At 67.1% G+C, this 25,480-nt stretch carries 23 protein-coding genes and 1 riboswitch; of the genes, 8 read left to right on the forward strand and 15 right to left on the reverse strand.

The window, feature by feature from the left end; translation table 11 throughout:
* Positions 1–57: 57 nt before the first annotated feature.
* Positions 58–738 (forward strand): hypothetical protein, encoded by a 681-nt coding sequence (locus NQ204_RS00615; RefSeq protein WP_116864542.1) that lies wholly within the window; start codon positions 58–60, stop codon positions 736–738.
* A gap of 51 nt (positions 739–789) precedes the next feature.
* On the opposite strand, the gene NQ204_RS00620 is transcribed toward NQ204_RS00615, so the two are convergent.
* Both NQ204_RS00620 and NQ204_RS00625 read right to left on the reverse strand, forming a co-directional pair.
* Positions 790–1,296 carry a DUF2867 domain-containing protein gene (locus tag NQ204_RS00620; protein WP_116864543.1) on the reverse strand — a complete coding sequence of 169 codons (507 nt, stop codon included), beginning with the start codon at positions 1,294–1,296 and terminating at the stop codon, positions 790–792.
* Positions 1,293–1,955, reverse strand: coding sequence for a serine/threonine-protein kinase (locus NQ204_RS00625; RefSeq protein ID WP_116864544.1), 663 nt, complete (start codon positions 1,953–1,955; stop codon positions 1,293–1,295). Before NQ204_RS00625 ends, NQ204_RS00620 begins: the two co-directional genes overlap by 4 nt.
* A gap of 85 nt (positions 1,956–2,040) precedes the next feature.
* On the opposite strand from NQ204_RS00625, the gene NQ204_RS00630 reads away from it, so the two are divergent.
* Positions 2,041–4,035, forward strand: coding sequence for a bifunctional DedA family/phosphatase PAP2 family protein (locus NQ204_RS00630; protein WP_256642781.1), 1,995 nt, complete (start codon positions 2,041–2,043; stop codon positions 4,033–4,035).
* A 168-nt stretch (positions 4,036–4,203) separates the two neighbouring features.
* On the opposite strand, the gene NQ204_RS00635 is transcribed toward NQ204_RS00630, so the two are convergent.
* The 3 genes from NQ204_RS00635 to NQ204_RS00645 all read right to left on the reverse strand — a co-directional run bounded on the left by NQ204_RS00635 (position 4,204) and on the right by NQ204_RS00645 (position 7,037).
* Positions 4,204–4,782: an LON peptidase substrate-binding domain-containing protein gene (locus NQ204_RS00635; protein WP_116864546.1), complete on the reverse strand. Its 579-nt coding sequence runs from the start codon at positions 4,780–4,782 to the stop codon at positions 4,204–4,206.
* The gene (mpl, locus tag NQ204_RS00640) at positions 4,779–6,143 is read right to left on the reverse strand and encodes a UDP-N-acetylmuramate:L-alanyl-gamma-D-glutamyl-meso-diaminopimelate ligase (protein WP_256642782.1); all 1,365 of its coding nucleotides are present in this window, start codon (positions 6,141–6,143) and stop codon (positions 4,779–4,781) included. Before mpl ends, NQ204_RS00635 begins: the two co-directional genes overlap by 4 nt.
* A 330-nt stretch (positions 6,144–6,473) precedes the next feature.
* Positions 6,474–7,037: an adenylate kinase gene (locus tag NQ204_RS00645; RefSeq protein ID WP_116864548.1), complete on the reverse strand. Its 564-nt coding sequence runs from the start codon at positions 7,035–7,037 to the stop codon at positions 6,474–6,476.
* A gap of 136 nt (positions 7,038–7,173) precedes the next feature.
* Here NQ204_RS00645 and NQ204_RS00650 point away from each other — a divergent pair, with 136 nt between their 5' ends.
* Positions 7,174–8,430, forward strand: coding sequence for a 6-phosphofructokinase (locus NQ204_RS00650; RefSeq protein WP_256642783.1), 1,257 nt, complete (start codon positions 7,174–7,176; stop codon positions 8,428–8,430).
* 28 nt (positions 8,431–8,458) lie between these two features.
* Positions 8,459–8,851, forward strand: a complete 393-nt coding sequence (locus NQ204_RS00655; protein ID WP_256642784.1) for a DUF488 domain-containing protein — start codon at positions 8,459–8,461, stop codon at positions 8,849–8,851.
* 73 nt (positions 8,852–8,924) lie between these two features.
* Here the strand turns inward: NQ204_RS00655 and NQ204_RS00660 are convergent, their stop codons facing one another.
* Positions 8,925–9,428: a hypothetical protein gene (locus NQ204_RS00660; protein WP_256642785.1), complete on the reverse strand. Its 504-nt coding sequence runs from the start codon at positions 9,426–9,428 to the stop codon at positions 8,925–8,927.
* 266 nt (positions 9,429–9,694) lie between these two features.
* Between NQ204_RS00660 and NQ204_RS00665 the strand changes: the two genes are divergently transcribed.
* Positions 9,695–11,722 (forward strand): sodium-translocating pyrophosphatase, encoded by a 2,028-nt coding sequence (locus NQ204_RS00665; protein WP_256642786.1) that lies wholly within the window; start codon positions 9,695–9,697, stop codon positions 11,720–11,722.
* 93 nt (positions 11,723–11,815) lie between these two features.
* On the opposite strand, the gene NQ204_RS00670 is transcribed toward NQ204_RS00665, so the two are convergent.
* On the reverse strand, positions 11,816–12,406 hold the full coding sequence (locus NQ204_RS00670) for a biliverdin-producing heme oxygenase (RefSeq protein ID WP_116864553.1): 591 nt from the start codon (positions 12,404–12,406) through the stop codon (positions 11,816–11,818).
* A 59-nt stretch (positions 12,407–12,465) separates the two neighbouring features.
* Between NQ204_RS00670 and NQ204_RS00675 the strand changes: the two genes are divergently transcribed.
* Positions 12,466–12,723, forward strand: coding sequence for a DUF2789 domain-containing protein (locus NQ204_RS00675; RefSeq protein ID WP_116864554.1), 258 nt, complete (start codon positions 12,466–12,468; stop codon positions 12,721–12,723).
* A 10-nt stretch (positions 12,724–12,733) separates the two neighbouring features.
* Here the strand turns inward: NQ204_RS00675 and NQ204_RS00680 are convergent, their stop codons facing one another.
* Positions 12,734–13,213, reverse strand: coding sequence for a hypothetical protein (locus tag NQ204_RS00680; RefSeq protein ID WP_256642787.1), 480 nt, complete (start codon positions 13,211–13,213; stop codon positions 12,734–12,736).
* The gene (locus NQ204_RS00685) at positions 13,210–13,698 is read right to left on the reverse strand and encodes a hypothetical protein (RefSeq protein WP_256642788.1); all 489 of its coding nucleotides are present in this window, start codon (positions 13,696–13,698) and stop codon (positions 13,210–13,212) included. The genes NQ204_RS00680 and NQ204_RS00685 overlap by 4 nt, the downstream gene beginning before the upstream one ends.
* Before the next feature lie 187 nt (positions 13,699–13,885).
* Between NQ204_RS00685 and ppa the strand changes: the two genes are divergently transcribed.
* Positions 13,886–14,422 (forward strand): inorganic diphosphatase, encoded by a 537-nt coding sequence (ppa, locus tag NQ204_RS00690; protein WP_005410935.1) that lies wholly within the window; start codon positions 13,886–13,888, stop codon positions 14,420–14,422.
* A 151-nt stretch (positions 14,423–14,573) separates the two neighbouring features.
* The gene (locus tag NQ204_RS00695; protein WP_256642789.1) at positions 14,574–15,695 is read left to right on the forward strand and encodes an HDOD domain-containing protein; all 1,122 of its coding nucleotides are present in this window, start codon (positions 14,574–14,576) and stop codon (positions 15,693–15,695) included.
* 58 nt (positions 15,696–15,753) lie between these two features.
* On the opposite strand, the gene NQ204_RS00700 is transcribed toward NQ204_RS00695, so the two are convergent.
* From NQ204_RS00700 to thiC, 6 genes are all read right to left on the reverse strand, one after another.
* On the reverse strand, positions 15,754–15,963 hold the full coding sequence (locus tag NQ204_RS00700) for a hypothetical protein (RefSeq protein ID WP_116864558.1): 210 nt from the start codon (positions 15,961–15,963) through the stop codon (positions 15,754–15,756).
* Between the two features lie 190 nt (positions 15,964–16,153).
* Positions 16,154–19,027, reverse strand: coding sequence for a TonB-dependent receptor plug domain-containing protein (locus NQ204_RS00705; protein WP_116865094.1), 2,874 nt, complete (start codon positions 19,025–19,027; stop codon positions 16,154–16,156).
* Positions 19,028–19,076: 49 nt separating this feature from the next.
* Entirely contained in the window at positions 19,077–19,976 is a 900-nt protein-coding gene (locus tag NQ204_RS00710; RefSeq protein WP_116865095.1) for a helix-turn-helix domain-containing protein, read from the reverse strand.
* Between the two features lie 115 nt (positions 19,977–20,091).
* Complete coding sequence (locus NQ204_RS00715) at positions 20,092–22,404, reverse strand: winged helix-turn-helix domain-containing protein (protein ID WP_256642790.1); 2,313 nt, start codon at positions 22,402–22,404, stop codon at positions 20,092–20,094.
* Between the two features lie 258 nt (positions 22,405–22,662).
* On the reverse strand, positions 22,663–23,334 hold the full coding sequence (locus NQ204_RS00720) for an ion channel (protein ID WP_256642791.1): 672 nt from the start codon (positions 23,332–23,334) through the stop codon (positions 22,663–22,665).
* A 121-nt stretch (positions 23,335–23,455) separates the two neighbouring features.
* Entirely contained in the window at positions 23,456–25,252 is a 1,797-nt protein-coding gene (gene thiC, locus NQ204_RS00725; RefSeq protein ID WP_256642792.1) for a phosphomethylpyrimidine synthase ThiC, read from the reverse strand.
* Between the two features lie 84 nt (positions 25,253–25,336).
* Positions 25,337–25,438, reverse strand: a riboswitch (TPP riboswitch).
* Positions 25,439–25,480: the final 42 nt, after the last annotated feature.

The following is a 25,480-nucleotide window of genomic DNA, read 5'->3' on the forward strand; positions in this document are numbered from 1 at the left end:
GAGTTCACCGCGCGTTGACGATACTGATGCCCTGGTCACACGCACGAGGTTTACGCCATGCGCCGTTCCCGCCTGCTGCTGCCTGCCCTGGGCCTGGCCCTGCTCACCGCCTGCCAAGGCCGTTCGCCGGAACCCGGCACCGAACCCGCCACCGGCGATGCGCCTGCCGCCAACAAGGCCGCCGATGGCTCACTGCGCTGGAGCGAGTCGGTGGTCTGGGATGGCGACCTCAACGCATGCCGCCAAGGTGAGAACAGTGCAACGCGCGCGTGCCTGGCTGAAACGATGAAGTCCGCCGGCGCCAGCGCCGATGCCGTCGCCGCTGCCGAGCAGTTGTCCACCGGCGGCGAGCTGGCCTATGTGACGGCCTGGCATGAACACGATGGCCTGGGCGTGGCCACGGTGGAGTATCCGTTCCGCGCCAACACCAACGAAGGCACGCGACTGGTGGACGCCGCTGGCAAGCGCATCGATGTCGACGCGGTGCAGCTGGACGACACCCTGCGCGCCGACCCGGGGGTACAGGCGGTGCTGGCCGCGCACCCACAGGCCACGCCGTTCGCACCCGCGCAGTCTGCCGGTACCGCACCGCTCGATGGCGGCGGCATTCGCCTGCTGTACCGCACGCCGCTGCGCGACTGCCATGCCTGCCCGGATGTCGGCCAGCTGCAGATCGGCTATGACTTCGACGGCAAGCGCAATTTCATCGGCCAGCAGGTGGTGCCGACGGCGCCGTAGTGCTGCAACGCCGCGTGCCCGCCGGGCATGGCCCGGCGGCGGGGCATTGAATCAACAGTACGCCTGCACCTGCTTCTTCAGAAGATGCGGCACGATCCATCGATGCACCGGCGCCACCGGAAGCATGTAAACCCTGCCAAACGCATTGTAGGTATGCACGACGGTGGCCACTTGCAGCACGTCGCCCTGCCACTGCAGGGCCAGCTGCACGCGGAGGTGGCGGTCGTTGTCTTCCAGCACGATGGCGTCCTCATCCAGCGACTGCAGGGTGAAGATGCCCAGCCGCTGGCCCGGTCGCGGCGCGGCGGTGTCCTGCACGGCGCGCAACGAACCCAGGTCCTTCATGCCGAGCAGGCGCATGCCGCGGTTGCGCAGCGCCATCAGGCCATCGAACCAGCCAGGAATGGTCGCTGCCACATCGCGGTATGCCTGCAACGCGCTGCGGCCGTTGCGACGGGTATGGGCCTGGCAGGCATGCACGAAGCTGGCGCCGGGCAGCTGCGCACGCAGCACGCTGGCCGCGCTCGGCGGGCCGGTCACCACCTGCGCGGCGGTCACGGCTTCGGTCCCTGCCCTTCGTTGTCTTCCCAATGCAGGATGCGGCGGGTGACGAAGCGGTAGACCGGCTTGCCGGTGGCGAACCACAGCTCGCGCACCCACGAGGTGCGCTTGAGCACGCGCTTCTCCACCGGGGTAAGCGATTCGCGGCAGTACATGCGCTTGTGCTTGAGCAGGTGGCGCAGGTCTTCGCGGGCCAGCAGGCGCATCCAGCGCGAACGCGGGTTGCCGATCACCGCCAGCTGGAAATCAATCAGCGCCGGGCGGCCGTCCTCGGTCACCAGCCAGTTGGCTTCCTTGGCCAGATCGTTATGCGCCACGCCGCGCCGGTGCAGCTGCTGCAGCAGCCGGCGCGCGGCACGGAACCAAGCCAGGTCGCCACGCGGCGGGCGCTGGTACATGGCATCGCCGGCCATGAAGCTGCGGTCGAGGTGGCGGCCATCCCAGTCCAGCAGCTGCGGCACGTCGGCCATGCCCTCGATGTGTCGCAGCGCGCGTGCTTCGCGACGGGCCAGCCACCACGCCGGCACGCGCAGCCACAGCGGCGTTGCGCCCAAGTCGCGGCGTACGAAGGGGCCATGCGGCCCCTGCACGAGCAGGATGCGGCCGAAGCTGTCGGCCTTCAGGGCATGCGTTGGAGCGTCGGTCGAGTGCGGCATGCGCCCATTCTAGGCGATGGCGCTGGTTGCAAACGGTCACCAAGCCGCTGGGAACCAGTCACCTTCACGCCTCTATAATCGGGCAATGGACTCTTCATGGATCGACGCCACCCTCGCGTGGATTGCCGCCCATCCCGTACTCGCGGGCGCGGTTATTTTTCTGATCGCCTTCTGCGATGCGGTCATCATTCTCGGCGCCATCGTGCCGGCGCTGCCCCTGCTGTTCGCGGTGGGCGTGTTCATCGGCCTGGGGCAGATCTCCGGGCCGTATGCCGTGGCGGCGGCGGCGCTGGGTGCGTTTGCCGGTGATGGCATCAGTTACTGGATCGGCCGCCGCTGGGGCGACCGCCTGCGCGGGGTCTGGCCGTTCAGCCGCTACCCGCAGCTGCTGGACCGCGGCGAGAACCTGTTCCGCCGCAATGCCTTCAAGAGCATCCTGATCGCGCGCTATGTGGGCGCCATCCGTCCGTTCGTGCCAGCCATCGCCGGCATGCTGAAGATGCCGGCCAGCCGCTACGTGCAGGCCAGTGGCATCGCAAGCCTGTCGTGGGCGGTGCTGTTCCTGGCCCCCGGCTGGATCCTTGGCGAGGCCTATGACGCCGTCGCCGCGGTCGCCGGGCGCCTGGTGGTGGTGGTCGGCCTGCTGGTGGTCATCCTCGGCCTGGTCTGGGCCATCGTGCTGTACGGCTATCGCTGGTCGGCCGCGCGCATGGACCACTGGCTGGCGCGCCTGCTGGACTGGTCCAACCGCCACCCCACGCTGGGCCGCTACACGGTCGGCGTGCTCGATCCGAAGCGCCGTGAATCGGTGCCGCTGGCGATGCTGGCGCTGATGCTGCTGTTGCTGGGCTGGGGCTGGTTCGCGCTGCTGACCGTGGTGGTCGCCCATGGCGAACCGCTGGCCATCGACCTGCTGGTGCACCAGGCCATGCTGGCCCTGCGCAACCCGCTGGCCGACTACCCGATGGCCGCACTGGCCTCGCTGGGCGCGTGGCAGGTGCTGATGCCGGCTACCGCCGCGGCCATGGGCTACCTGGTCTGGCGCCGGCGCTGGATGGCGGCCGCGCACTGGCTGGCCGCGCTGGCCTTCGGCCTGGCCCTGACCAAGCTGCTGGGCACCACCGTGGACGTAGTGCGCCCGGTCGATGCCAGCAGCGGATTCGGCTTCCCCTCGGTGTCGGTGACCATGGCCACCATCACCTTCGGCTTCTTCGCGGTGCTGATCGCCCGCGAGATGCCCGGCCGCACCCGCGTCTGGCCGTACCTGGTGTCGGGCATCGTGGTCAGCCTGATCGGCTTCTCACGCCTGTACCTGGGCGCGCACTGGCTGAGCGACGTCATCGGCGGCATGTTGTTCGGCACGTTCTGGCTGCTGGTGCTGGGCATCGCCTACCGCCGCCGCTTCAACCGCTCGTTCTGGGTGAAGCCGGTGGCGTGGCTGTTCTACGGCGTCTTCGCGGTGGCGGCGATGTGGTACGCGCCGCGCAACATCCCGGTGAAGCTGGAGCGCTTCGAACCGACCCTGCCGGCACCGCATGCCATCGACATGCAGGCCTGGTGGCAGCACGACTGGGCCAGGCTGCCGGCACGCCGCAACGAGTTCGACGATGACCAGCGCTGGCCGCTGGATGTGCAGGTGGCTGGCCCGCTGGCACCGCTGCAGGCGCAGCTGGAGGCGCGCGGCTGGACCGTGCAGGCGCAGGCCGGCTGGGAAGAAGCCCTGCTGATGCTGGACAAGAACACCGGCGCCGAGGAGCTGCCGGTGCTGCCGGCCACGCTGGAAACGCGGGTGGAAGCCCTGCTGATGGTGCGCCAGGGGGCGAAGCCGGAGGAGCGCTACGTGCTGCGCCTGTGGCCGGCGCCGGGCCAGCTGCAGCCGGGCGACGTGCCGCTGTGGCTGGGCAGTGCGCAGACCCTGCGCTACGAGCGCCACTTCGAGTGGATCGGCATGTGGCACCCGGTGCGCGGCATCGACCCCGCGTTCAACGCGGTGAAGGAGGCCGTGCAGGGCATGCCGCAGCACGAGGACGTGCACGCCGAAACCGGGTTGCCGGTGCTGCGGTTGAAGACGCAGCCGTGATGGATCCGCCGGGCATGGCCCGGCGCTACCGGAACGTGTAGAGCCGAGCCTGTGCTCGGCTGATCCTCGCGCGATCCGGCAAGCCGAGCATGGGCTCGGCTCTACAGTAGATCCACGCCACGCGTGGATGGCCGTTTCTGTAGATCCACGGCACGCGTGGATGGCCGCTTACGGCATCCACCCCAACAACTGCTGCAACCGCTGGTGCGGGTCGTCCATCTGCAGCAGCAGCAACCGCTGCTGCTCGCCCAGCGGCAGCAGTTCGGCCAGCCGCCAGCCGACCCAGCTGGCCTGGTCCAGCAACGCCGGGTTGGCCGGCGCATAGGCTTCGCCGGCCTGCTCGATGATGTGCCCCAGCACCGTGGCCAGCAGCGCATGCTGCGGCTTCAGTTCGTCATCGGGGTCTTCCTCGCACCAGCGCACATCGGCCACGACCAGGCCGTTGTCGCGCACGCGGGTACGTTCGACATGGAAACGCCGGGTGCCGCGCAGGCGCAGCTGCAGCACGCCATCGGCGCCGACATCGAAATCCTCGATGCGGACCTGCACGCCGTAGGCCGCCGGGGTAGCCGGCTCCCCCACTTCCTGCCCTTTCAGGATCAGGCAGACACCGAAGCCCTCGCCGCTGCGGCCGGTGTCGCGCACCAAGTCCAGGTAGCGGCGCTCGAACACGCGCAGGCCAACCGCCGCGCCGGGCAACAGCGTGGTGTGCAGCGGAAACAGCGGCAGCGAAACGTCGGTGCTCATTGGGCCTGCAGGGCGGCGAGGAAGCGGCGCGGCGCGCCGTCGAAGCCACCGTTGGACATGAACACCACGTGGTCACCGCTGCGCACGCTGGACTGCAGCTGTGCCAGCAGTGCATCGGTATCGGGCACGGCATGGGCCTGGCCACGCACGGCGGCGATCACCGCCGCGGCATCCCAGGCCAGTTCCGGCCGATGCAGGAACACTACTTCGTCGGCCAGCGCCAGCGACGGTGCCAGCGCCTGCGCGTGTGCCCCCAGCCGCATCGAGTTGCTGCGCGGTTCCATCGCCACCACGATGCGTGCGTCGCCGACCTTGGCGCGCAGGCCGTCCAGCGTGGTCGCGATCGCGGTGGGGTGGTGGGCGAAATCATCGTAGACGGTGATGCCGTCATGGCTGCCGATCACTTCCATGCGGCGCTTGACGCTGCGGAAGCGGGCCAGCGCCGGGATCACCTCGGCCGGGGCCACGCCCACCGCATGCACGGCGGCCAGTGCGGCCAGGCCGTTGAGTACGTTGTGGCGGCCCAGCAGCGACCAGTGCACATCACCCAGCGCCTGCCCGTGGTGATGCACGCGGAAGGCGCTGCCATCGGCGGCCAGCAGCTCGGCATGCCAGTCCAGCGACGGGTCGAAGCCGAAGCGCTCGACCGGGGTCCAGCAGCCCATCTGCAGCACCTTGGCCAGGTGCGCGTCCTCGCCATTGACGATCAGGCGGCCGCGCGCGGGCACGGTGCGCACCAGGTGGTGGAACTGGCGCTCGATGGCCTCCACGTCCGGGAAGATGTCGGCGTGGTCGTATTCGAGGTTGTTGAGGATGGCCACCAGCGGCCGGTAGTGCACGAACTTGCTGCGCTTGTCGAAGAAGGCGGTGTCGTACTCATCGGCCTCGACCACGAACTCGCGGCCCTGGCCCAGGCGGGCGGAGACGCCGAAATCCTCGGCCACGCCACCGATCAGGAAGCCCGGCGAGCGCCCAGCGCTTTCCAGCAGCCAGGTAAGGATGGTGGTGGTGGTGGTCTTGCCGTGGGTGCCGGCCACGGCCAGGGTGTCGCGGCCCGGCAGCACCTGCTCGGACAGCCACTGGGCGCCGGAGATGTAGCGCTGGCCTGCGTCGAGCACGGCTTCCACGGCGGGGTTGCCGCGCGACAGGGCGTTGCCGATCACCACCTCGGCCGTGCCCGGCGGCACGCTGTCGGCGCGGTAGCCCTGGTCCAGGACGATGCCCAGCTGTTCAAGCTGGGTGGACATCGGCGGATAGATGGCCTGGTCGCTGCCACTGACCGTATGGCCCAGTTCCCGCGCCAGGGCGGCCACGCCACCCATGAAGGTGCCGGCGATTGCAAGGATATGTACGCTGCTCATGACCGGGGATTGTGACCGATCACGGCTGTATAGGGCCATTGTCGGCAGCGGGGTCAGACAACTCCTACAGCGCTTGTGAGAAAAGTCCAATCGTCTGTCAGGGAATTCCTGATAGCGCAGGTATGTGAACCCGTACACAATTCAGGAAGCCAGCCGTAGTACCCGAACCGGTCCTACTCCCCAAGAGGCCATCCCCAAGGGAGCTCATGCTGCGGAGCCCTGAGCAAGCTCATCGCTGGCACCTATGAAACGAAACAGGCCTGGTCCACAAGGATCAGGCCTGTTTCGTTGTCGCTGTGCGGCGGCCGGCGCAGGGCCGGCCAACCGCCATCAGCTCTTGATCGCCGCCAGGATGCGGGCTTCGATCTCGTCCAGGTCACCGACGCCATCGACGCGGGCCAGGGTGCCACGGCCGGCGTAGAAGTCGACCACCGGGGCGGTCTGGTCGTTGTAGACCTGCAGGCGCTGGCGCACCGCTTCCGGGTTGTCGTCGGCGCGGCCCTGTTCCTGCGCGCGGCCGGCGATGCGCTCGACCAGCAGCTCGGTGGCCACGTCCAGCTGCACCACGGCGTCCAGCGGCTGGCCGATCTTGGCCAGCAGGCCGTCCATCGCATTGGCCTGGGCCACGTTGCGCGGGTAGCCGTCCAGGATGAAGCCCTTGGCGACATCGGCCTGGGTCAGGCGCGACTCCAGCATGCCCAGCAGGATGTCATCGGACACCAGGTTGCCGGCATCCATCACCGCCTTGGCCTGCTTGCCCAGCTCCGAGCCCGCGGCGATTTCCGCGCGCAGCATGTCACCGGTCGAAATATGGGCGATGCCCAGCTTTTCCTTCAGGCGCGTCGCCTGCGTCCCCTTGCCCGAACCGGGCGGTCCCAACAGAACCAATCGCATTGACCTGACTCCAACGTGTTGAAAACAAAGAAGGTTCGCGCCCCGGACGGACCGGTATCGCTGCACCGCAATAGCGCCACTTTAGCGCATACGGGTAATGTCTCTGCAATGTCCCCCTCACCGAGCAGGTAGAAGCATGCGCAGCGGCACCCTCCTCTACGCCCAGTCCGGCGGCGTCACGGCGGTCATCAACGCCACCGCGGCGGCGGTCATCGAGCAGGCCCGGGCCAAGGGCATCAAGGTCCTGGCCGCCCGCAACGGCATTCTCGGCGCCCTGCGCGAGGAGCTGATCGACACCAGCAAGGAGAGTGCCGCCGCCATCCGCGCCCTCGCCCACACCCCGGGCGGTGCCTTCGGGTCGTGCCGGGTCAAGCTGAAATCGCTGGAGGCCGACCGCGCCCGTTACGACCGCCTGCTGGAGGTGCTGCGCGCCCACGACGTGCGCTGGTTCCTCTACAACGGCGGCAACGACTCGGCCGATACCGCGCTGAAGGTGTCGCTGCTGGCCAAGGCGTCCGGCTACGACCTGACCTGCATCGGTGTGCCCAAGACCATCGACAACGATCTGGCGGTGACCGACACCTGCCCGGGGTTCGGCTCGGCGGCCAAGTACACCGCGGTCTCAGTGCGCGAGGCCGCGCTGGACGTGGCGGCGATGGCCGAGACCTCCACCCGCGTCTTCATCTACGAGGCGATGGGCCGCCACGCCGGTTGGCTGGCCGCCGCCGCGGGCCTGGCCGGCAACGGCGAGGACGAAGCCCCGCACATCATCCTGCTGCCCGAGCGTGCCTATGACGAGGCCACCTTCCTGGCCAAGGTCGAGGCCGTGGTCGAGCGCGTCGGCTACTGCGTCGTCGTGGCCTCCGAGGGCATCGCCACCGCCGATGGCCGCTTCGTCGCCGACGCAGGCGGCGGCAAGGACTCCTTCGGCCATTCGCAGCTGGGCGGCGTTGCCGCGCATCTGGCCGGGCGGGTCAAGGACCAGCTTGGGCTGAAGGTTCACTGGGCCCTGCCCGACTATCTGCAGCGATCGGCCCGCCACCTCGCCAGCAAAGCCGACTGGGAACAGGCCCAGGCGGTGGGCAAGGCCGCTGTGCAGCTGGCGCTGAAGGGCCAGAACGGGGTGATGCCGGTGATCGTACGCAGCAGCGATGCGCCGTATCGCTGGAAGATCGAGGCCGCGCCGCTGGCGAAGATCGCCAACCACGAGAAGAAGATGCCGGCCGGCTTCATCCGCCGCGATGGTTTCGGCATCACGGCCAAGGCGCGTGCCTACCTGCAGCCGTTGATCAAGGGCGAAGCACCGCTGCCCTACGGTAGCGACGGCCTGCCGAGGTACGTGACGCTGAAGAATGTAGCGGTGAAGCAGAAGCTGCCCGCGTTCGAGGGCTGATCCACGGTCGGGGCGAGGGAGGAAGGCGATGGCACTGCGCGTTGTTCGACTCGGCAGCCCGCGCGAGCCCGGCGAGGGCCTGCGCATCGGCACGGTGCGGCGGCCGCCACGGGGCGTGCCGCGTAGCGAGTTCGCCCGGCAGGATTGGTATGACGTCTGGTTCCCGACGCTGTCACCCAGCCCGGCGCGGGTGAAGCTGGCGCACGAGGCGAAGACTGCGGCGGACTGGAACGCCTTCTTCCGCCACTTCAAGGCCGAGATGAAAGCGCCCGAGGCCGCCCATGCGCTGGATCTTCTGGCGGCACTGTCGCAACACAGTGACATCGCCGTGGGCTGCTACTGCGAAGAGGAGGCGCATTGCCATCGCAAGGCGCTACGCGAGCTGCTGGTGGCGCGCGGGGCGAAGCTGGCTGGGGTGTGATGGCGGCGGCAGTAGATCCACGCCATGCGTGGATGCGACATCGGTGCCGACCAACGGTCGGCACCCACCCGTATCAATTGCAGGCCTTGCCTTCCACCTGCAGCTGCGCGGCGAACATCGTCACCTGCGGGATCTTGCCGGCGGCCGCCTGCTTCTTCGCTTCTTCCAGATAGATGCGTGACTGGCCCTGGCCATCCAGCGCCTGGGTGTTGCTGACCGGCAGGCGCCACACCCGCACCACCGCCTGCTGCGCCGGGCACGCGGCATTGGGCACGCGGATCACGTCGTTGAGCTTCCAGCCCTTGTCGGCACTCGGCTGCGCCTTGGCGTAATCGACGAAGCGGGCGCGCGGCTGGCACTGCTCACTGATGCGCACGGCGGAGAAGCGGTACGGCTCGGCGGCCTGGCCGGTGAACACGCCTTCCAGACGTGCGCAGGCCTCGGGAATCTGCCGCAGCGTATGCACCGCGCCCACCGCCTGTGGTGCGCCGACCGCCCGCTGCAGCTCGGGGGTTTCTGCGGCCAGGGCCGGCAGGGCCGGGACCAGAGCGGCAAACATCAGCAGGGACAGGCGCATGGGGAATCTCCGTCAGGACTGTGCGCAGGCTTGCAGAAGGTGGCTTAACGGGGTGCAAAGGGTGCCGTGAAGGAGCCAGTCGAGCATGGCTCGACTCTACAAGGGCCGGGACGCATACTGCGGGCACCAGGGAATGCTGAACACCGCCATACGTCGGACGACCGTTTCGGTCGGCACGGGTTGGTTCCAGGCTGCAACCCGTCGTCCCCCTCGTGGTGCCGTTCATCGCCACTGGATGCTCACCATCCATTCTGCGGAGGGGTCTGATGCTGGAACGTCATGGGCTGTCACTGGCGCTGGGCTGCGCCATTCTCGCGATCCTCTACGGGATCATCTCGGCGCGCTGGATCCTGCGCCAACCCACCGGCAATGAACGCATGATCGCGATCGCCACCGCGATCCAGGAAGGCGCGCGCGCCTACCTCAACCGCCAGTACCTGACCATCGGCGTGGCCGGCGTGGTGCTGTTCGTGCTGGTCGGCGTGTTCCTCAGCTGGTATACGGCCATTGGTTTCGCGGTCGGCGCGGTGCTGTCCGGCGCGGCCGGCTACATCGGCATGAACGTCTCGGTCCGCGCCAACGTGCGAACCGCCGAAGCCGCGCGCAACGGCATCAGCGCGGCGATGGACGTGGCGTTCCGCGGCGGCGCCATCACCGGCATGCTGGTGGTCGGCCTCGGCCTGCTGGGCGTGGCCGGCTACTACGCACTGCTGCTGCGCATGGGGCTGCCGATGGAACAGGCGCTGCACGCCCTGGTCGGCCTCGCCTTCGGCTCCTCGCTGATCTCGATTTTCGCCCGCCTCGGCGGCGGCATCTTCACCAAAGGTGCCGACGTCGGCGCCGACCTGGTGGGCAAGGTGGAAGCCGGCATTCCCGAGGACGACCCGCGCAACCCGGCGGTGATCGCCGACAACGTCGGTGACAACGTGGGCGACTGCGCCGGCATGGCCGCCGACCTGTTCGAAACCTATGCGGTCACCGTCATCGCCACGATGCTGCTGGGCAGCCTGATGCTGAGCGAGGCCGGTGCCAACGCGGTGCTCTACCCGCTGGTGCTGGGCGGGGTGTCGATCATCGCGTCGATCATCGGTGCGTTGTTCGTGAAGGTGAAGCCAGGCGGCTCGATCATGGGTGCGCTGTACAAGGGCGTGATCGTCTCCGGCGTGCTGGCGGCCATCGCGTTCTACCCGATCACCACCGGGCTGATGAGCGACAACGTGCATGGCCCGATGGCGCTGTACGGCTGCGCGCTGATCGGTCTGGTGCTGACCGGCCTGATCGTGTGGATCACCGAGTACTACACGGGCACGCAGTACAAGCCGGTGCAGCACGTCGCGCAGGCCTCGACCACCGGCCACGGCACCAACATCATCGCCGGCCTGGGCATCTCGATGAAGTCCACCGCGCTGCCGGTGGTGTCGGTGTGTGCGGCGATCTGGGGCGCGCATGCGCTGGCCGGCCTGTACGGCATCGCCATCGCCGCGACCGCGATGCTGTCGATGGCCGGCATGATCGTGGCCCTGGATGCGTACGGGCCGATCACCGACAACGCCGGTGGCATCGCCGAGATGGCCGAGCTGCCCTCGGACATCCGCGACATCACCGATCCGCTGGACGCCGTGGGCAACACGACCAAGGCGGTGACCAAGGGCTATGCGATCGGCTCGGCGGCGCTGGCCGCGCTGGTGCTGTTCGCCGACTACACGCACAACCTGCAGGCGGCCAACCCGGGCCAGGAGTTCCGCTTCGACCTCAGCGACCACACGGTGATCATCGGCCTGCTGATCGGTGGCCTGATTCCCTACCTGTTCGGCGCGATGGCGATGGAAGCGGTCGGCCGCGCGGCCGGTGCGGTGGTGGAGGAAGTGCGGCGCCAGTTCCGCGAGATTCCCGGCATCATGCAGGGCACCGGCAAGCCGCAGTACGACAAGGCCGTGGACATGCTGACCCGCTCGGCCATCCGCGAAATGATCGTGCCTTCGCTGCTGCCGGTGGCCGTGCCGGTGGTGGTGGGCCTGCTGCTGGGGCCACGTGCGCTGGGCGGCCTGCTGATCGGCACCATCGTCACCGGCCTGTTCGTGGCCATTTCGATGACCACCGGTGGCGGTGCCTGGGACAACGCCAAGAAGTACATCGAAGATGGCCACTTCGGCGGCAAGGGCAGCGAGGCGCACAAGGCCGCGGTGACCGGTGACACCGTCGGTGACCCGTACAAGGACACCGCCGGCCCGGCGATCAATCCGCTGATCAAGATCATCAACATCGTGGCGCTGCTGCTGGTGCCGCTTCTGTAGATCCGCGCAGCGGCGCTCGGAGCCCTTTACCGGGCGCTCCGAGCCCGTCGCAGGCTGGAGCAGCCGAGCCTGGGCCCGGCTCCACCAGGCAGTTCAGCGAGCGAACTCCTTCTCCACATGGGCGTGGACGCTGCGGAAAGCGATGTTGGCGGCATCGATCATCTGCTCAATCTGCCCTGGGGTCAGCGCTACTGCATCCAGCGCCGTAGTGAATCGGCGCCAGTGCACGGCCACCCCGTCAGGGTGCCCGGCCAGGTGGCGGGCCCCGAACCGGTGGTCCAGCCCCAGCGCGGCGGCCATCCGGTAGAGCACGGCGGCGCCGAGACTGGACCCTTCGGCGACGTACATCCAGCCCAGTGCTTCCGGCAGCGATGCACCGGGCAAACGGGCATCGGGATCCTGCGCCGGCAGTTCCACGCCAAGATCAAGGAGGTCACGGCGGACCTGCTGCAGCCGACGGCGCTCTGGCAGATCCGGCAGCAACGCCATCAGCGTCGGCATGCCATAAAGCGCGTCAACACTGCGATGGAAGCGGTACTGCACTTTCAGGAAACGGCCGAAGCGGGCGCGGTCAGCGAAAATGCCTTCGGCCAGGATGCGCTTGTCTAGCGCGTCGTGGCTGGCCCGCGTTGCGGCTTTCAGAAGGGCGCTGCGGTTGCAACCGCACGCGTCTGGGGTGTTCATCACGGGACGACGGAAGACATAGATAATGCAGCTTACCTTTCCTTTGCCAGGCTGTCGCAATGATCACCACCGAACCGAGCATGACCAATCTGTTCCTGCAGCTGGGCCTTGAAGAGAGCCCCGAGGGGATCGCCAGCTTCATCAGCAGCCATCAGCTCGCCACCGGGGTGGAAGTGGCCGACGCCCCATTCTGGAGCGATGCTCAGCGGCAGTTCCTTGCCGAATCGCTGCAGGCGGACGCGGCCTGGACGACGGTGGTGGATGAGTTGAACGAAGCACTGCATCAGGACGCAGTGCAGGCCGCCGCCGCGAACTGAAATCCTCTGGTTACAGGCACTCGGTCAGGCCGTCGTAGACGCTGGTCGAGGTGCCCGGCAACGGCACATCGATCGAATCCCGTGGAGGGACGGCTTCCAGCGCCTGCAGCAGGCTCTCCAAGGGCGTGCCCACAGCCAGCGGCAGCACGCAGGCATAGCTGCGCAGGTCGACATCGATGCTGCCATCACTGCGTACCGAGGTGCTGCTGCCGACGAAAGTCCACGTGCAGGCGGCCACCTGACCGGTGGCCCGCTCGACCGAGCAGCGCAGGCGCATGGGCTGCAGGTTGTAGTACTCCCCTTCGCAGAAGGTATCGCCGCAGACATCATCGAAGCCGGCCTCCAGCGCGCGCTCGACGTTGCGGAAACGCTCCCAGCCACTGGCCTGGTCGGGATGGAGACGGGCATCGACGAAGCGGTCCGCGGCGACGGCGGGCAGGCTGGCCAGGCACAGCGGCAGGCCGATCACCAACGACAGGGCACGCCTCATGGCTGCACCCCCGGGCCCTGCAGGCACTCGAACAGGCCGGAAAACAGGCTGCGACCGACCACCGGCAACGGCGCCACCAGGCCGCCGGGGGCGGCAAGCGACGCATGGAAGGCTTCCACCGGCACCCCGGGCAGCAGGTCGGCCGGGCAGACCCAGCGACCGTTGTCCACCTGCACCTCGCCGGTGGCGGGCTGCACGCGCAGCTCGCTGGCCGCCACCACCCAGGTGCAGCGGGTGACCACCGCCGCCGCCAGCTGCACGGCGCAGCGCACCTGCATGACCCGGTAGTTGCTGTAGTCGCCCGCGCAGATCGTGTCGGCGCAGATGTGGTCGAAGCTCCGCATCAGGGCTGCTTCCAGGTCGTAGAAACGGTCCCAGTTGGCCTCGCTGGTGGGGAAATCGACCAGGTCGACATGGCTGCCGGCGACCACCGGCGGGGCGACGGACAGCAGTACGGCAAGGCCACAGCAGCGTATCCAGGTCATGGCGGTGCTCCTCGGGAATGAGGATCCAGCCTGCGCCGCCACGCGCCCCCGCCCCCATCGGGAAACCCCGCCCAGACGCCTCCGCCAGGGGCCCCTACCAAGGTCGGCGCCGCCCTACCCTGCACAGCGCCCGGCAAAGGCATAAAATGGTGGGCTATCCGTCCACATCCCCCACCTGGAGCACACCATGGGTCTGGAACTCGTCTCGCCCGGCAAGAACCCGCCGGAAGAAATCAACGTCATCATCGAGATCCCGAAGGACTCGGAGCCGGTGAAGTACGAAGTGGACAAGGAAACCGGCGCGATCTTCGTCGACCGCATCCTGTCGACCCCGATGCGCTACCCGTGCAACTACGGCTACGTGCCGAGCACCCTGTGTGGCGATGGCGACCCGGCCGACGTGCTGGTGGTGCTGCCGCTGCCGCTGGTCCCGGGTTCGGTCGTGCGCTGCCGTCCGGTCGGCGTGCTGAAGATGAGCGATGAGGCTGGCAGCGACGAAAAGATCCTGGCCGTGCCGGTCTCGAAGATCTTCAGCGGCTACGCCCACGTCGAAGACATCGCCCAGGTGTCCAGCCACTGGCTGGAGCGCATCGGCCACTTCTTCGAGCACTACAAGGACCTGGAAAAGGGCAAGTGGGTCAAGCTGGACGGTTGGGGTGGCGCGGCCGAGGCCAAGCAGATCCTGATCGAGGCGCACCAGCGCCACCTCGACAGCAAGGCCTGAGTCTGAACAGGATCGCTCCGGTGCCACGCGCCGGAGCGATGCTGGTCACGTTTCAACACTGCGGCCCATCACTGTTGGCGCCATATTAGGTAAATTGCGTCACTTCACACGTCATCGACGCACGCCGTCGAGACAGCCAGGGGAATGTGTCGTGCGTATTCTGCTAGTTGGGGATTCAGCCAGCCTGCCGGCTGAGCTGAGCGAGTTCATTGCCGATCTTGGGGAAGAATGGCAACCGCTGACCGCCTTCGATGGCCACACTGCGATGTCCGCGGTGGCGGCGCAGGGCGTGGATGCGGTGATCGTCTGCCCGCAGCTGCCCGACCTCAATGCAACCACGTTGCTGGGTCAGATCCGCACGCTGCGGCCTGAAACCATCCGTATCGCACTGGTCGATGCCCAGCATGGCAACCGGCCGCCGCCGGCGCGCCTGATCGGCGTGGCCCACCGCTTCCTGCCACTGCCGCTGGCGCCGGAAGTGCTGCTGGAAGCGCTGACCAGCCTGGAAGAGCTGCGCGAGGTGCTCGACAGCCCGCGCCTGCGCGATGCGATCGGCCGTATCGAGAAGCTGCCCTCGCCGCCGCACCTGTACCTGAGTCTGACCCAAGCGCTGGAGCATGACGACGACACCGACAGTGCCGACGTGGCCAAGCTGGTGGCCGCCGATCCGGCGATTGCTGCCAAGGTGCTGCAACTGTCCAATTCGGCGTTCTTCAGCCAGGGCCGCACCATTGCCGACCTGCGCACTGCGGTGACCCGCCTGGGCCTGGCCACGCTGCGCGACCTGGTGCTGGCCAGCGAAGTGTTTTCCACACCGACACTGTCCACAGCAGAGCGCAATTCGCTGCAGCAGCGCGCGCTGATGGCCTCGCGCCTGGCCGCGCGCCTGCTGCCCGAATCCAGTGCCGAGCTGGGCGCAACGGCCGCCCTGCTGGCCAATATTGGTCTGCTGCTGCCGGGCGTGCGCAACGAGCGCAGTGAACCGGCGCAGGCCGACGATCCGCGCCCGGGCCATGCCGAGGCCGGCGCCTACCTGCTGGGCCTGTGGGGCCTGCCGATGCCGATCATCGAAGCGGTGGCCTTCCACCTGCAGCCGCAGCGGGCCAACACGCGCAGCTTCTGGGTGACCGGTGCGGTGCATGTGGCGCTGGCACTGGTCAACGGCGACCCGGTGGACGAGGACTACCTGCAGCGTGCCGGCGTACTGAACAAGCTGCCGCAGTGGCGCGAGCATGCCAACAGCCTGATGGGGCTGCTACCGACCGAAGCCTGATCCTGCCCGAAGCCGTAGTTCCCCAGGATGGCGCGCCGTGAGGCGCGCCATCGTCGTTTCAGCGCTGGGGACAGGCGTCCAGCACGCAATCGCGCCACAGCGCCTCGCAGTACGCGGGCAGCTGGCCTGAGGCGAGGCACTCCTGGCGCAGTTCGGCGCAATAGCGGCCACCGGCGCAGATGATGAGGTTCTGGGCTGATGCCGATCCGGCCAGCGTGGCGTAGATCAGCACGGCCGCAGAGAGCTTGTTCAAGAGCGTGGCTTTCATATCCATCTCCAGGCGTCCGTCATTGGACAACGCCAATGTGCTGGATGCGACAGCGCCCGACCGTGATCGGTATCACCCTCCGCCGCCACTCAGATTTTTCCTACACAAGATCCAGAGAACCCTGCACAAAGAAGGAGGGCGGACCTTGCGGTCCGCCCTCCTGTGTTGCGTGTTGCGACGCTTCGATGGATCAGAAGCGCTGGGTGTACTTCATGTACAGGAAGCGACCCACGTCGAAGCCACCGTAATAGGCGAAGTTCGAGTTCGGCTGGGTGAACATGATCGGACCCTTGTGGTCGAACACATTGTTGGCGCCCAGGGCGATGGTGGCATCCCACGGAGCCTTCCAGTTGACCTGCAGGTCGTGGAAGGTGTTGGAGCCGGTCTTGCGCAGCGGTGCACCTTCGCCGTTCTGCAGACGGTCCGGCAGATCGCACGGACGGTTTGCAACGCAGGCTTCGTTCATGCCCGAATAGTAACGAGCGGTGTAAGCCACACCGAAGTCACCCAGCGACCAGGTCACGCCCACGTTCGAACGCACGCGGAACAGGCCCGCTTCGCCAACACGGCCGATGGTGATGGAATTGCCGTCGGCGTTCTGGCCCTGCTCGTCGTACTTGGCCAGGTAGCTGGTCTGCCAGTCAATGGCGAACTGACCGATAGCCATTTCCGGCAGGCGGTACTTGATGCCCAGGTCGTAGCCCTGCGTTTCCATCTGGCCGAGGTTGGCCAGACCGTAGGTCATCGAGTTGATGTGGCCGTCAGCAGCGCGGGTGTGCGAACCGCAGCGCGAGGCATCGCCCAGCACGTAGCAGTCACGCAGGATACGGTCGACGCTGTCAGCGATGATCATGTCGCTGATTTCGTACTTGTACCAATCCAGCGAGATGTCCAGGCCCTGCACCCAGCGCGGGCTCCACACCAGGCCCACCGTCGTGCTCTTCGAGGTTTCCGGGGTCAGGTTCGGGTTGGCGCCGGAGATGAACTGGTCCGGGGTCGCGCAGGGGGTCGAGGTGCACGGGGTCAGGCCCTGGCCCAACTGCGTGAAGCCAACCGGAACACCGCCGGCCGAGCAGGCAGCGTTGCCGTTGACGGAGCCCGGCGCGGTGATGCCGCACGGATCAGTGTAGGACTCGAAGCTGCTGCTCAGACCGCCATACAGATTGTCGATGGTCGGGGCACGGAAGCCCTCGGCCCAGGTACCGCGGACCAGCAGCTCATCCATCGGACGCCAGGTGAACCCGAACTTCGAATTCAGCGTGTCACCGAAGTTGCTGTAGTCCGAGTAACGGGTGGCGGCATTCAGCGTCAGTTCCTTGGCGAACGGCACGTCGCTCAGGACCGGCACGTTCAGTTCCAGGTAGACCTCATCGAGCGAGTACTCGCCCTGGGTGGTCTGCGCGCCCAGGCCGGTCGACTGCCCCGACTGTGCGAAGGCGTCCGGCGAGAAGCGGCCTTCTTCCTTGCGGTGCTCGACGCCGACCGCGAAGCCGAGGTCACCGGCCGGCAGGGTCACGATGGAACCGGCCAGGTTGGCGGTGAAGCTGGTGGTCTTGGTCAGGCCGGTGTCGGTGAAGTACGGGAACAGGAAGTCCTGCGTGGCCTGATCAGCCAGCGAGCCTGCACCTGCAACGCCGAACGGAAGCAGCGGGTTCCACGGGCGGCAGTTGCTGGTGGCGATCGCGTCGGCCATGCTGGTGCCGCATCGTGCTACGCCGTCTGCACCAATGAAGGACGGGCCCAGCGCCTGCTCGGAAGCGATCAGGCTCATGTCGCCGTGACCACGCTTGGTGGTTTCGTTACGGTTCCACAGCGCGCCGACGTCCCAGTCGAAGGTCTTGCCGGCGAAGTCGAAGAAGCCGCTGATGGTCGGAGCAAAACGCAGGGTCTTGACCTGGCTGTCCGTGGTACGCGGAACTTCCCACAGGCGACGACGGAAGGTCAGGTCTTCGCCGGTCGGGTTGAACGCGCTGTCAGCCGACAGCGGAGTGCCGAAAGACGCAGACTGGTACGGGTAGCCGGCAATCTGCTGGGTGGTATTGCGCTCGTTGTACAGGACATCTGCATTGAACGCGATCGAGTCGGTGAAGTCGTAATTGCCGTTGACATACAGCGACTTACGCTCGATACCGGTCTGCACCATCATCTGCTGGTTGGCATTGACGGCGTCGGCACTGGTCTCCAGGCGGTAATCGGCGCGGTTGGCCGGGTTGCCACCGTCGCGCAGCGTGTACCAACGCTGGGCGCTCGGACCGACGTAGCCGGGGTCGCCCTGCTCCAGATCCGGGGTTACGCAGGGATCGCAGAATGCACCCTTCTGGTTGATCGGGCTGTTGCCGGAGCCGGGGTAGTTCGGGCCCGCGTTGCCGTCACGGCTGAACCAGCGATTGCGCGCCCAGACCGGATCCTGCTTCGAGTACTCGGCCGAAAGCGTGACGCCACCACGCTCACCGACGCTGCCCAGGGTGAAGGCGTAGGTGGTGGTGTCACCGTCGCCCTGGCCGTACTGGCCGACGTAGACGCTGGCTTCGGCGCCGTCGACGCGCTTGCGGGTGATGACGTTGACGACTGCGGCGATCGCGTCCGAGCCGTAGATGGCCGAAGCGCCGTCCTTCAGAATCTCGATGCGCTCCACAGCGGCCATCGGAATCTGGCTCAGGTCCTGGTAGCCGGCAGTGGTCGCGCCCAGGCGCTTGCCGTTCATCAGCACCAGGGTGCGCTGGGCACCCAGGTTGCGGATGTCAACATAGTAGCCGCCGACGTTCTCGCCCGATGCCAGCGACTCCGAACGGGAGATGGCCGGCGAGCCTGCCGAGGTGAGGTTCTGCAGCACATCGGCCACGGAGGTGTAGCCCTGCTTTTCCAGGTTTTCACGGCTCAGCGTCACGATCGGCTGCTGGGTCTCAACGGCGGCGCCGCGGATGCGCGAACCGGTGACCGAAATGCGATCGAGGTCGGTGGTGCCAGAAGCCGCTTCCTGTGCGGAAGCAAACGCCGGCGTCAGCGCCAGCGCAATGCCGGCCGGCAGGAGGCCGAGCCGCACTGCGGGATTACGGAAGTTCATCAATCTCTCCAAGGTACGTGTTAGCAGCGTGTTAAAACACCCCAGCACGTTACGATTGCGTTGCAGCGCTGTATTTGCGCGACACACCCGGAGACTTTGCCGATTGTGGCGGAAGCTTCGCGCCGTTTTCACGAAAACGCGATGCGGAGGTGCCATAGCGCGCACGGAAGGCGCGGGCAAAGCTGCAGCAGTTGTCGAAGCCACTGGCCGCCGCCACTTCGCCGACCATCATGTCGGTGTCGCGCAGCAGATCCGCCGCACGTTCCAGCCGCAGGCGCGCCGACAGCGACTGCGGGCTTTCCTCGTACAGGCTCTGGAAGGTCTTGGAGAGATACCAGCTGGAGAAGTTGGTCAGCTCGGCCAGTTCGCCGATGCGCACCACGCGGTGGCTGTTGCCTTCCAGGTACAGGCGGGCGCGCTGCATGCGGCCGAACACCTGGCGCTTGCGGCTGCGCGAGCGGCCCGGGCAGCGCTGCACGTTGTCGGCCAGGCTGCGCTGCAGACCGGCCAGGTGCAGCAGCAGCGGACGCAGCGACGGCGCCGGCAGGCCATTGGCCAGTGCCTCACGCCACAGGCGCAGGCCGACGCGGGCGTCGCTGCGGCTCATCCGGCCACGGCCGGCGTACAGACCGCAGTCGGCCATCTCGGCCAGCACCCGCAGCGCCTCGGGGTTCAGGCTCAGGCCCACGCACAGGCCATTGCGGCCGGCCTGCACCAGCGGGCGCGACTCCTTCTCGAACGCGATCCACTCGCCCTGGCGCAGCCGGAACCGGCCTTCCTTCGCTTCCACCCAGGAGGTGCCACGCACCTGCATCCACACGGTGAAGTTGACGCCGGCGGTCTGCAGGCTGCCCAGGCGGGCAACGCCCAGGCAGGTCGGGGCTACATCGTCGACGGCCTTGTCGAGGGACACGGTTTGGCCGCGATCGGCCAGGGAGAGTTGACGCATGAGGGCACCACGGATTTGCCAAGTACAGGCCTCCGTTTTGCCCAATCAGGTGCTTCCGCGTCAGGAAAGTCTGACGAGATCGCCACGAATTCGCGACGAGAGCGGCACGAAGAAATTACGAAGGCCCATTGTCGTTGAAGATCAACAACTTGCTGAAGGCAGGGAATAACGACGGCGCCGCCTTGGGCAGGTGCATGACGCCGATGTCGGCCCCGTCGGTCACGGCCAAGGCCAGGTACAGGTCACTCCCATCGGCGCTGGCGCTCAGGCCGTTGCCGGCACTGAGCCGCTGCGCGTCGAGGCAGCGCTCCGGGTCCTCCTGATTGCCGCGCAGGCGCACCAGGGTGGTGGCGCAGGCATTGCTGGTGCCGAGGTAGTCCACAGCGCCCTGCCCGGCCACGGTCCAGGTCCGGTAGCGCCAGCGGCTGGGCCGGTCCTGGCTGATCTGCTGGACGCTGGCCTGGTCCAGGGCCGGATCGATCGACCACAGCCCGCTGGCCGCCAACCGGGTGAACACCACCCGCCCACCGCTGCGGTCGAAACGCGCCTGGGAGACGCCTTCCACGCTGGCCAGGCGTCGCCACGGCTGGCTGCTGCGGTCGAACAGGCTCAGGCGGGTGTGCTGGTCCGCGCCGCGCTCGAGCACCAACAGCTGGTCCGGGCCCGCCCCGTACAGCACCTGCAGGGGTTGCTCGACCGGCACCGGCAGCAGCTGCAGCCGCTCGTCACGGGGCGCGATCTCATAGACCACGGCCTTGCCGTGGTCATCGCGGCCCACCACCAGCACCTGGCGGCTGTCCTCGGACCAGTCCGGGGCCTGCCGGGCTTCCGGGCGCAGGCCCTCGATCGGCCGCAACGAATCGGGCCGCTGCAGATCGGCCCACCACAGCGCGAAGCTGCCGGAGCGGTCGGAGCTGAAGACCAGCTGGTGGCCATCGGGAGCCAGCATCGGCTGGGCGTCACGACCACTGGAAGCGAACAAGCGCTCGCTGCCACCAATCGACGGCATCCTGAAGACGCCGAACTGGGCGCGCCGATGGACGAAGGCCAGCATGTCACCGCGGCGCGAGACCGCCGGCCACTGCGCATCATCCAGGCCGGCGTCACGCAGGGTGCGCCGTGCCACGTCCAGGTAGTACAGACGGGCTTCGCTGTCGACGCGGCGACCGAACACGATGGTGCGGCCATCGCTGAGCCAGGCCCAGCCACGCAGCTCGGCCGATTCATTGGTCAGCTGTTCGGGCGTACCGCCCGTGGCTGGCACGCGCCACAGATCGCCCAGCTGCGGGTTGCGCACGAAGACCAGCCAGCGGCCATCGGGCGAATAGCGCGGCGCATAGTCGAAATCGCTCTCATCCACCGCATAGTCGATCGCCCGCCACTGCCCGGTGGGCAGATCCAGCACGCGGATGCCGCGATGCGCGTAACGGCCGACCATGCTGCCGAACACCAGGCCACGGCCATCCGGCGTCCAGTCGAAGCTCAGCAGTTCGGTGCCATCGCAGCGCGTGGCCTGGCGCAGCGCGCCGCCGGTGGCACTGGCCACCAGCACCTGACAGCTACCGTTGGCACCAAAACGCGCAAAGGCGATTTCGCGGCCATCCGGTGACCAGGTCGGGAAACGATCGTTGGCGCCTTCCGGCGGCGACAGCAGCTGGCGTGCCGGCGCGTTGCCCGAAGTCTGCACCTTGATCGCGTTGCCGCCCTTGCCGTCCTCGTTCGCGCCTTCATAGGCAACCTGCGAACCGTCCGGCGACAACGTGGGATAGGTCTCGAAACCAGCCGTGGCGGTGATCAGGCGATACGGACGTTCGGGACTGCCGATCACGCGGGTGCCATCTTCCACTGCGGCATCCACCGGCGAACTCACCGGCGACGGACGCCGCACCAGCAACACCGTCAGCACCAGCAACGCGAGCAGCATCGCCACGCCCAGCGCCAGCAGCAGGCGACGACGCCAGTAACGCCAGCGACGGCGCGCCGCCGCGTTCGCTGCCGGCTGCAGCACCGCCACGGGTTCATCAGCGGCGGGGGCTTCGGGCGATGCTGCATCCTCCGCACTTTCACGCGCGGCATCTGACAGCACCTGCACCGGCACCAGCAATCGATAGCCGGTCTTGGCGATGGTCTCGATGTAGGTCTGGCCGTTGTCCTGGTCGCTGCTGAACGCCTTGCGCAGCTGCGTCACGGCCTGGGTCAGCACATCATTGGTCGGCAGCGTATCCGGCCACACTTCCGCGAACAGTTCTTCGCGGGTGACCACGCGGCCCGGCTGCCGCAGCAGCACGCGCAGCACGCCCAGCGCTTTCGGGGTGAGCCGGCGCGGTCGACGCGCACCCACGACATCAACCTCGCGCGAGGACAACGTCACGGTGCAATCGCCGATCCGTATGCGGTCGGCTTCAGGCGGCTGGGTTTCGCTGGTCATGTGTTGCTAAAAGTCTGAAACGGGCCACGGAGGCAACTGCCAATCGACACGATTCCGTCCGAGGCACAGCGAGAAGCCAGATTCCGCAAAAAGCATCGGCGCATACCGCAAAAAAAACTAAGCGGACGAATATTAGCCTATGCAGGTTACCTCGCCTATGCGTGGTCGACATCAGGCTCTCTCTCGCCGACGCATTCACATAAGCTGCAACATCATTCGCGCCCCTTTGGGCGCGAAATTTTTATCTGGGGTTCATTTTCAGAGCCGCCGGATCATGGTCAATCCGACGAGTCGCGAAACCACCAGAGCGACGTACATGACACCGGAAAACTGCTCCAGCATGACCAAAGCGCGTGCCTGTGGATGCAGCGGAACGACGTCGCTGAGCCCCACCCCGGACAGCAAGCTGAAGCTCAGATAAAGCAGTTCCATCCAGGTGCGCTGCGGCCTCTCTCCACTGCCCTGGAAACTGCCCGGATACCACTGCTGGCAGACCGCAAATGCGAACGCGAATCCCCACGCAAGCAACGTGAACGTAGCACCAACGGCAAACAGTTCATCGCGGGTGACCTTATGGTCCTGCAGCATGTAGGCGATCAACGCGCCTGCCGTATAGAAATACAGCAGGCTTTCCAGAAGCTGCGCTGCGGTTCCGAGCGCGGGTCGGTCCAGCAGTGCCGCGGCAATGGAAAACACCACCGACGGGATCGCCAGCACCAGCGCCAGCCACGTGCCCAGCGGGCTGCGCTGCACCACCCATAGCGCAAGCCCCAGCACCGCCATACCGAACACACCCAACGCGGCGCGCCCGCCTGCGGTGTCATCCAGTGCCGGATACAACATCACCGCGATCAGCTGCGCGCCCAGCAACCAGGCCGACGGATGACGGCGGGCGATGGCCAGCCAACGGGTGGTGATGGCAACGGGCATGGCGTCCTTCCCCTGTGTGGTGGCGCGAGGATAGCCGGTGCAGCGTGGATGCGTGGTGGTAGCGCCGGGCCATGCCCGGCGGTTTCCACAGGCCGCTCCGCTCGCCGGGCATGGCCCGGCGCTACCGCTGCCACCCCGCTTCGGCATGGTCACGCACATCCTGGGTGATCTTCATCGAGCAGAAGTTCGGACCGCACATGGAACAGAAGTGCGCCTGCTTGTGCGCATCCTTTGGCAGCGTCTCGTCATGGAACGCCTTCGCTTTTTCCGGATCCAGGCCGAGGTGGAACTGGTCTTCCCAGCGGAACTCGAAACGCGCCTTGCTCAGCGCGTTGTCGCGCACCTGCGCACCCGGATGGCCCTTGGCCAAGTCTGCCGCATGCGCGGCGATGCGGTAGGCCATGATGCCGTCGCGCACATCCTGCCGGTTGGGCAGGCCCAGGTGTTCCTTCGGCGTGACATAGCAGAGCATGGCCGTACCGAACCAGCCGATCATCGCCGCGCCGATGGCACTGGTGATGTGGTCGTACCCCGGTGCGATGTCGGTGGTCAGCGGCCCCAGCGTGTAGAACGGCGCTTCGCCGCATTCGTGCAGCTGCTTGTCCATGTTTTCCTTGATCAGCTGCATCGGCACGTGGCCGGGTCCTTCGATCATGGTCTGCACGTCGTGCCTCCAGGCGATCTTCGTCAGTTCTCCCAGCGTTTCCAGCTCACCGAACTGCGCCGCGTCGTTGGCATCGGCGATGCAGCCCGGGCGCAGGCCATCCCCCAGCGAGAAGGTCACGTCGTAGGCCTTCATGATTTCGCAGATGTCTTCGAAATGCGTGTAGAGGAAGTTCTCCTTGCGGTGTGCCAGGCACCACTTGGCCATGATCGAGCCGCCGCGGCTGACGATGCCGGTGACGCGCTTGGCGGTGAGCGGAACGTAGCGCAGCAGCACACCGGCATGGATGGTGAAGTAGTCCACGCCCTGCTCGGCCTGTTCGATCAGCGTGTCGCGGAAGATTTCCCAGGTCAGCGCTTCGGCGCGGCCGTCGACCTTCTCCAGCGCCTGGTAGATCGGCACGGTGCCGATCGCCACCGGCGAGTTGCGGATGATCCACTCGCGCGTTTCGTGGATGTGCTTGCCGGTGGACAGGTCCATCACCGTGTCGCCGCCCCAGCGGATGGCCCACACCAGTTTCTCCACTTCCTCGGCGATGCCCGAGGACACCGCGCTGTTGCCGATGTTGGCGTTGATCTTGGTGAGGAAATTGCGGCCGATGATCATCGGCTCGCTTTCCGGGTGGTTGATGTTGTTGGGCAGCACCGCGCGCCCGCGGGCGATTTCATCGCGGACGAATTCGGCGGTGATGATGTTCTGGATAGAGGCGCCGAACGACTGCCCCGGATGCTGCTGCAGCAGCGCCGCATCGCGGATCGCTTCGAGCCGCTGGTTCTCGCGGATGGCGACGAATTCCATTTCCGGCGTGATGATGCCGCGCCGTGCGTAGTGCATCTGGGTGACATTGGCACCGGCACGCGCGCGCCGTGGCAGGTTGCGCGCGGGGAAGCGCACGGGGTCGAGCTTCGCATCGTGTTCGCGGTCTCGACCGAATGCCGAGCTCAGGCCATCGAGCTGTTCGGTGTCGCCCCGCTCCTCCACCCAGCCGCGGCGCAGCGCTGGCAGGCCTGCGGAGAGATCGATCCGCACATCCGGGTCGGTATAGGGGCCGGAGGTGTCGTACACCGTGACCGGCGCGTTGTCGCCGCCGCCGAACAGCACGGGCGTGCGGGACAGCACGATTTCGCGCATGGGCACACGCAGGTCAGGCCGCGAGCCCGACACATGGATCTTGCGCGAACCGGCAATCGGCTGGGTCACCGATTCGGAGAGTTGCTGGGCCTGCTGCTGCAGGGCGGAGAGCTGTGCGTTCATCGGGCATCGTCCAGGAAAGGTCAGGGACGAAGCGGCGGCGCACTGCGCACCGCGCCCGGACGGTCCTTGGGCGGACTCCGGGCGCGGCTGCACTGCAAAGCTTCCCTACGCCGGTATGAGCCGGATCAGGTTCCAAGGGACTATCTCAACCGCGACCACCAGGCCGCGGTACCCCCGCTTCTTGCCGCGCATTAGAGCACAGAGCGCCCATCGTTAACGGAGCGATGA

It is taken from the genome of Stenotrophomonas testudinis (assembly GCF_024499815.1).
In the GTDB taxonomy this organism is placed as follows: Bacteria; Pseudomonadota; Gammaproteobacteria; order Xanthomonadales; family Xanthomonadaceae; genus Stenotrophomonas.

What these genes read in the sequence shown, in the direction of transcription:
- NQ204_RS00655 (WP_256642784.1), top strand. Translation starts at nt 8,459, where the DNA reads ATGGCACTGCGCGTTGTTCGACTCGGCAGCCCGCGCGAGCCCGGCGAG.
- thiC (WP_256642792.1), bottom strand. Translation starts at nt 25,252, where the DNA reads ATGAACGCACAGCTCTCCGCCCTGCAGCAGCAGGCCCAGCAACTCTCC.
- NQ204_RS00685 (WP_256642788.1), bottom strand. Translation starts at nt 13,698, where the DNA reads ATGACCTGGATACGCTGCTGTGGCCTTGCCGTACTGCTGTCCGTCGCC.
- NQ204_RS00630 (WP_256642781.1), top strand. Translation starts at nt 2,041, where the DNA reads ATGGACTCTTCATGGATCGACGCCACCCTCGCGTGGATTGCCGCCCAT.
- NQ204_RS00615 (WP_116864542.1), top strand. Translation starts at nt 58, where the DNA reads ATGCGCCGTTCCCGCCTGCTGCTGCCTGCCCTGGGCCTGGCCCTGCTC.
- NQ204_RS00710 (WP_116865095.1), bottom strand. Translation starts at nt 19,976, where the DNA reads ATGCGTCAACTCTCCCTGGCCGATCGCGGCCAAACCGTGTCCCTCGAC.
- NQ204_RS00675 (WP_116864554.1), top strand. Translation starts at nt 12,466, where the DNA reads ATGATCACCACCGAACCGAGCATGACCAATCTGTTCCTGCAGCTGGGC.
- NQ204_RS00705 (WP_116865094.1), bottom strand. Translation starts at nt 19,027, where the DNA reads ATGAACTTCCGTAATCCCGCAGTGCGGCTCGGCCTCCTGCCGGCCGGC.
- NQ204_RS00660 (WP_256642785.1), bottom strand. Translation starts at nt 9,428, where the DNA reads ATGCGCCTGTCCCTGCTGATGTTTGCCGCTCTGGTCCCGGCCCTGCCG.
- NQ204_RS00650 (WP_256642783.1), top strand. Translation starts at nt 7,174, where the DNA reads ATGCGCAGCGGCACCCTCCTCTACGCCCAGTCCGGCGGCGTCACGGCG.
- NQ204_RS00670 (WP_116864553.1), bottom strand. Translation starts at nt 12,406, where the DNA reads ATGAACACCCCAGACGCGTGCGGTTGCAACCGCAGCGCCCTTCTGAAA.
- NQ204_RS00635 (WP_116864546.1), bottom strand. Translation starts at nt 4,782, where the DNA reads ATGAGCACCGACGTTTCGCTGCCGCTGTTTCCGCTGCACACCACGCTG.
- NQ204_RS00720 (WP_256642791.1), bottom strand. Translation starts at nt 23,334, where the DNA reads ATGCCCGTTGCCATCACCACCCGTTGGCTGGCCATCGCCCGCCGTCAT.
- NQ204_RS00680 (WP_256642787.1), bottom strand. Translation starts at nt 13,213, where the DNA reads ATGAGGCGTGCCCTGTCGTTGGTGATCGGCCTGCCGCTGTGCCTGGCC.
- NQ204_RS00665 (WP_256642786.1), top strand. Translation starts at nt 9,695, where the DNA reads ATGCTGGAACGTCATGGGCTGTCACTGGCGCTGGGCTGCGCCATTCTC.
- NQ204_RS00715 (WP_256642790.1), bottom strand. Translation starts at nt 22,404, where the DNA reads ATGACCAGCGAAACCCAGCCGCCTGAAGCCGACCGCATACGGATCGGC.
- NQ204_RS00700 (WP_116864558.1), bottom strand. Translation starts at nt 15,963, where the DNA reads ATGAAAGCCACGCTCTTGAACAAGCTCTCTGCGGCCGTGCTGATCTAC.
- NQ204_RS00625 (WP_116864544.1), bottom strand. Translation starts at nt 1,955, where the DNA reads ATGCCGCACTCGACCGACGCTCCAACGCATGCCCTGAAGGCCGACAGC.
- NQ204_RS00645 (WP_116864548.1), bottom strand. Translation starts at nt 7,037, where the DNA reads ATGCGATTGGTTCTGTTGGGACCGCCCGGTTCGGGCAAGGGGACGCAG.
- mpl (WP_256642782.1), bottom strand. Translation starts at nt 6,143, where the DNA reads ATGAGCAGCGTACATATCCTTGCAATCGCCGGCACCTTCATGGGTGGC.
- ppa (WP_005410935.1), top strand. Translation starts at nt 13,886, where the DNA reads ATGGGTCTGGAACTCGTCTCGCCCGGCAAGAACCCGCCGGAAGAAATC.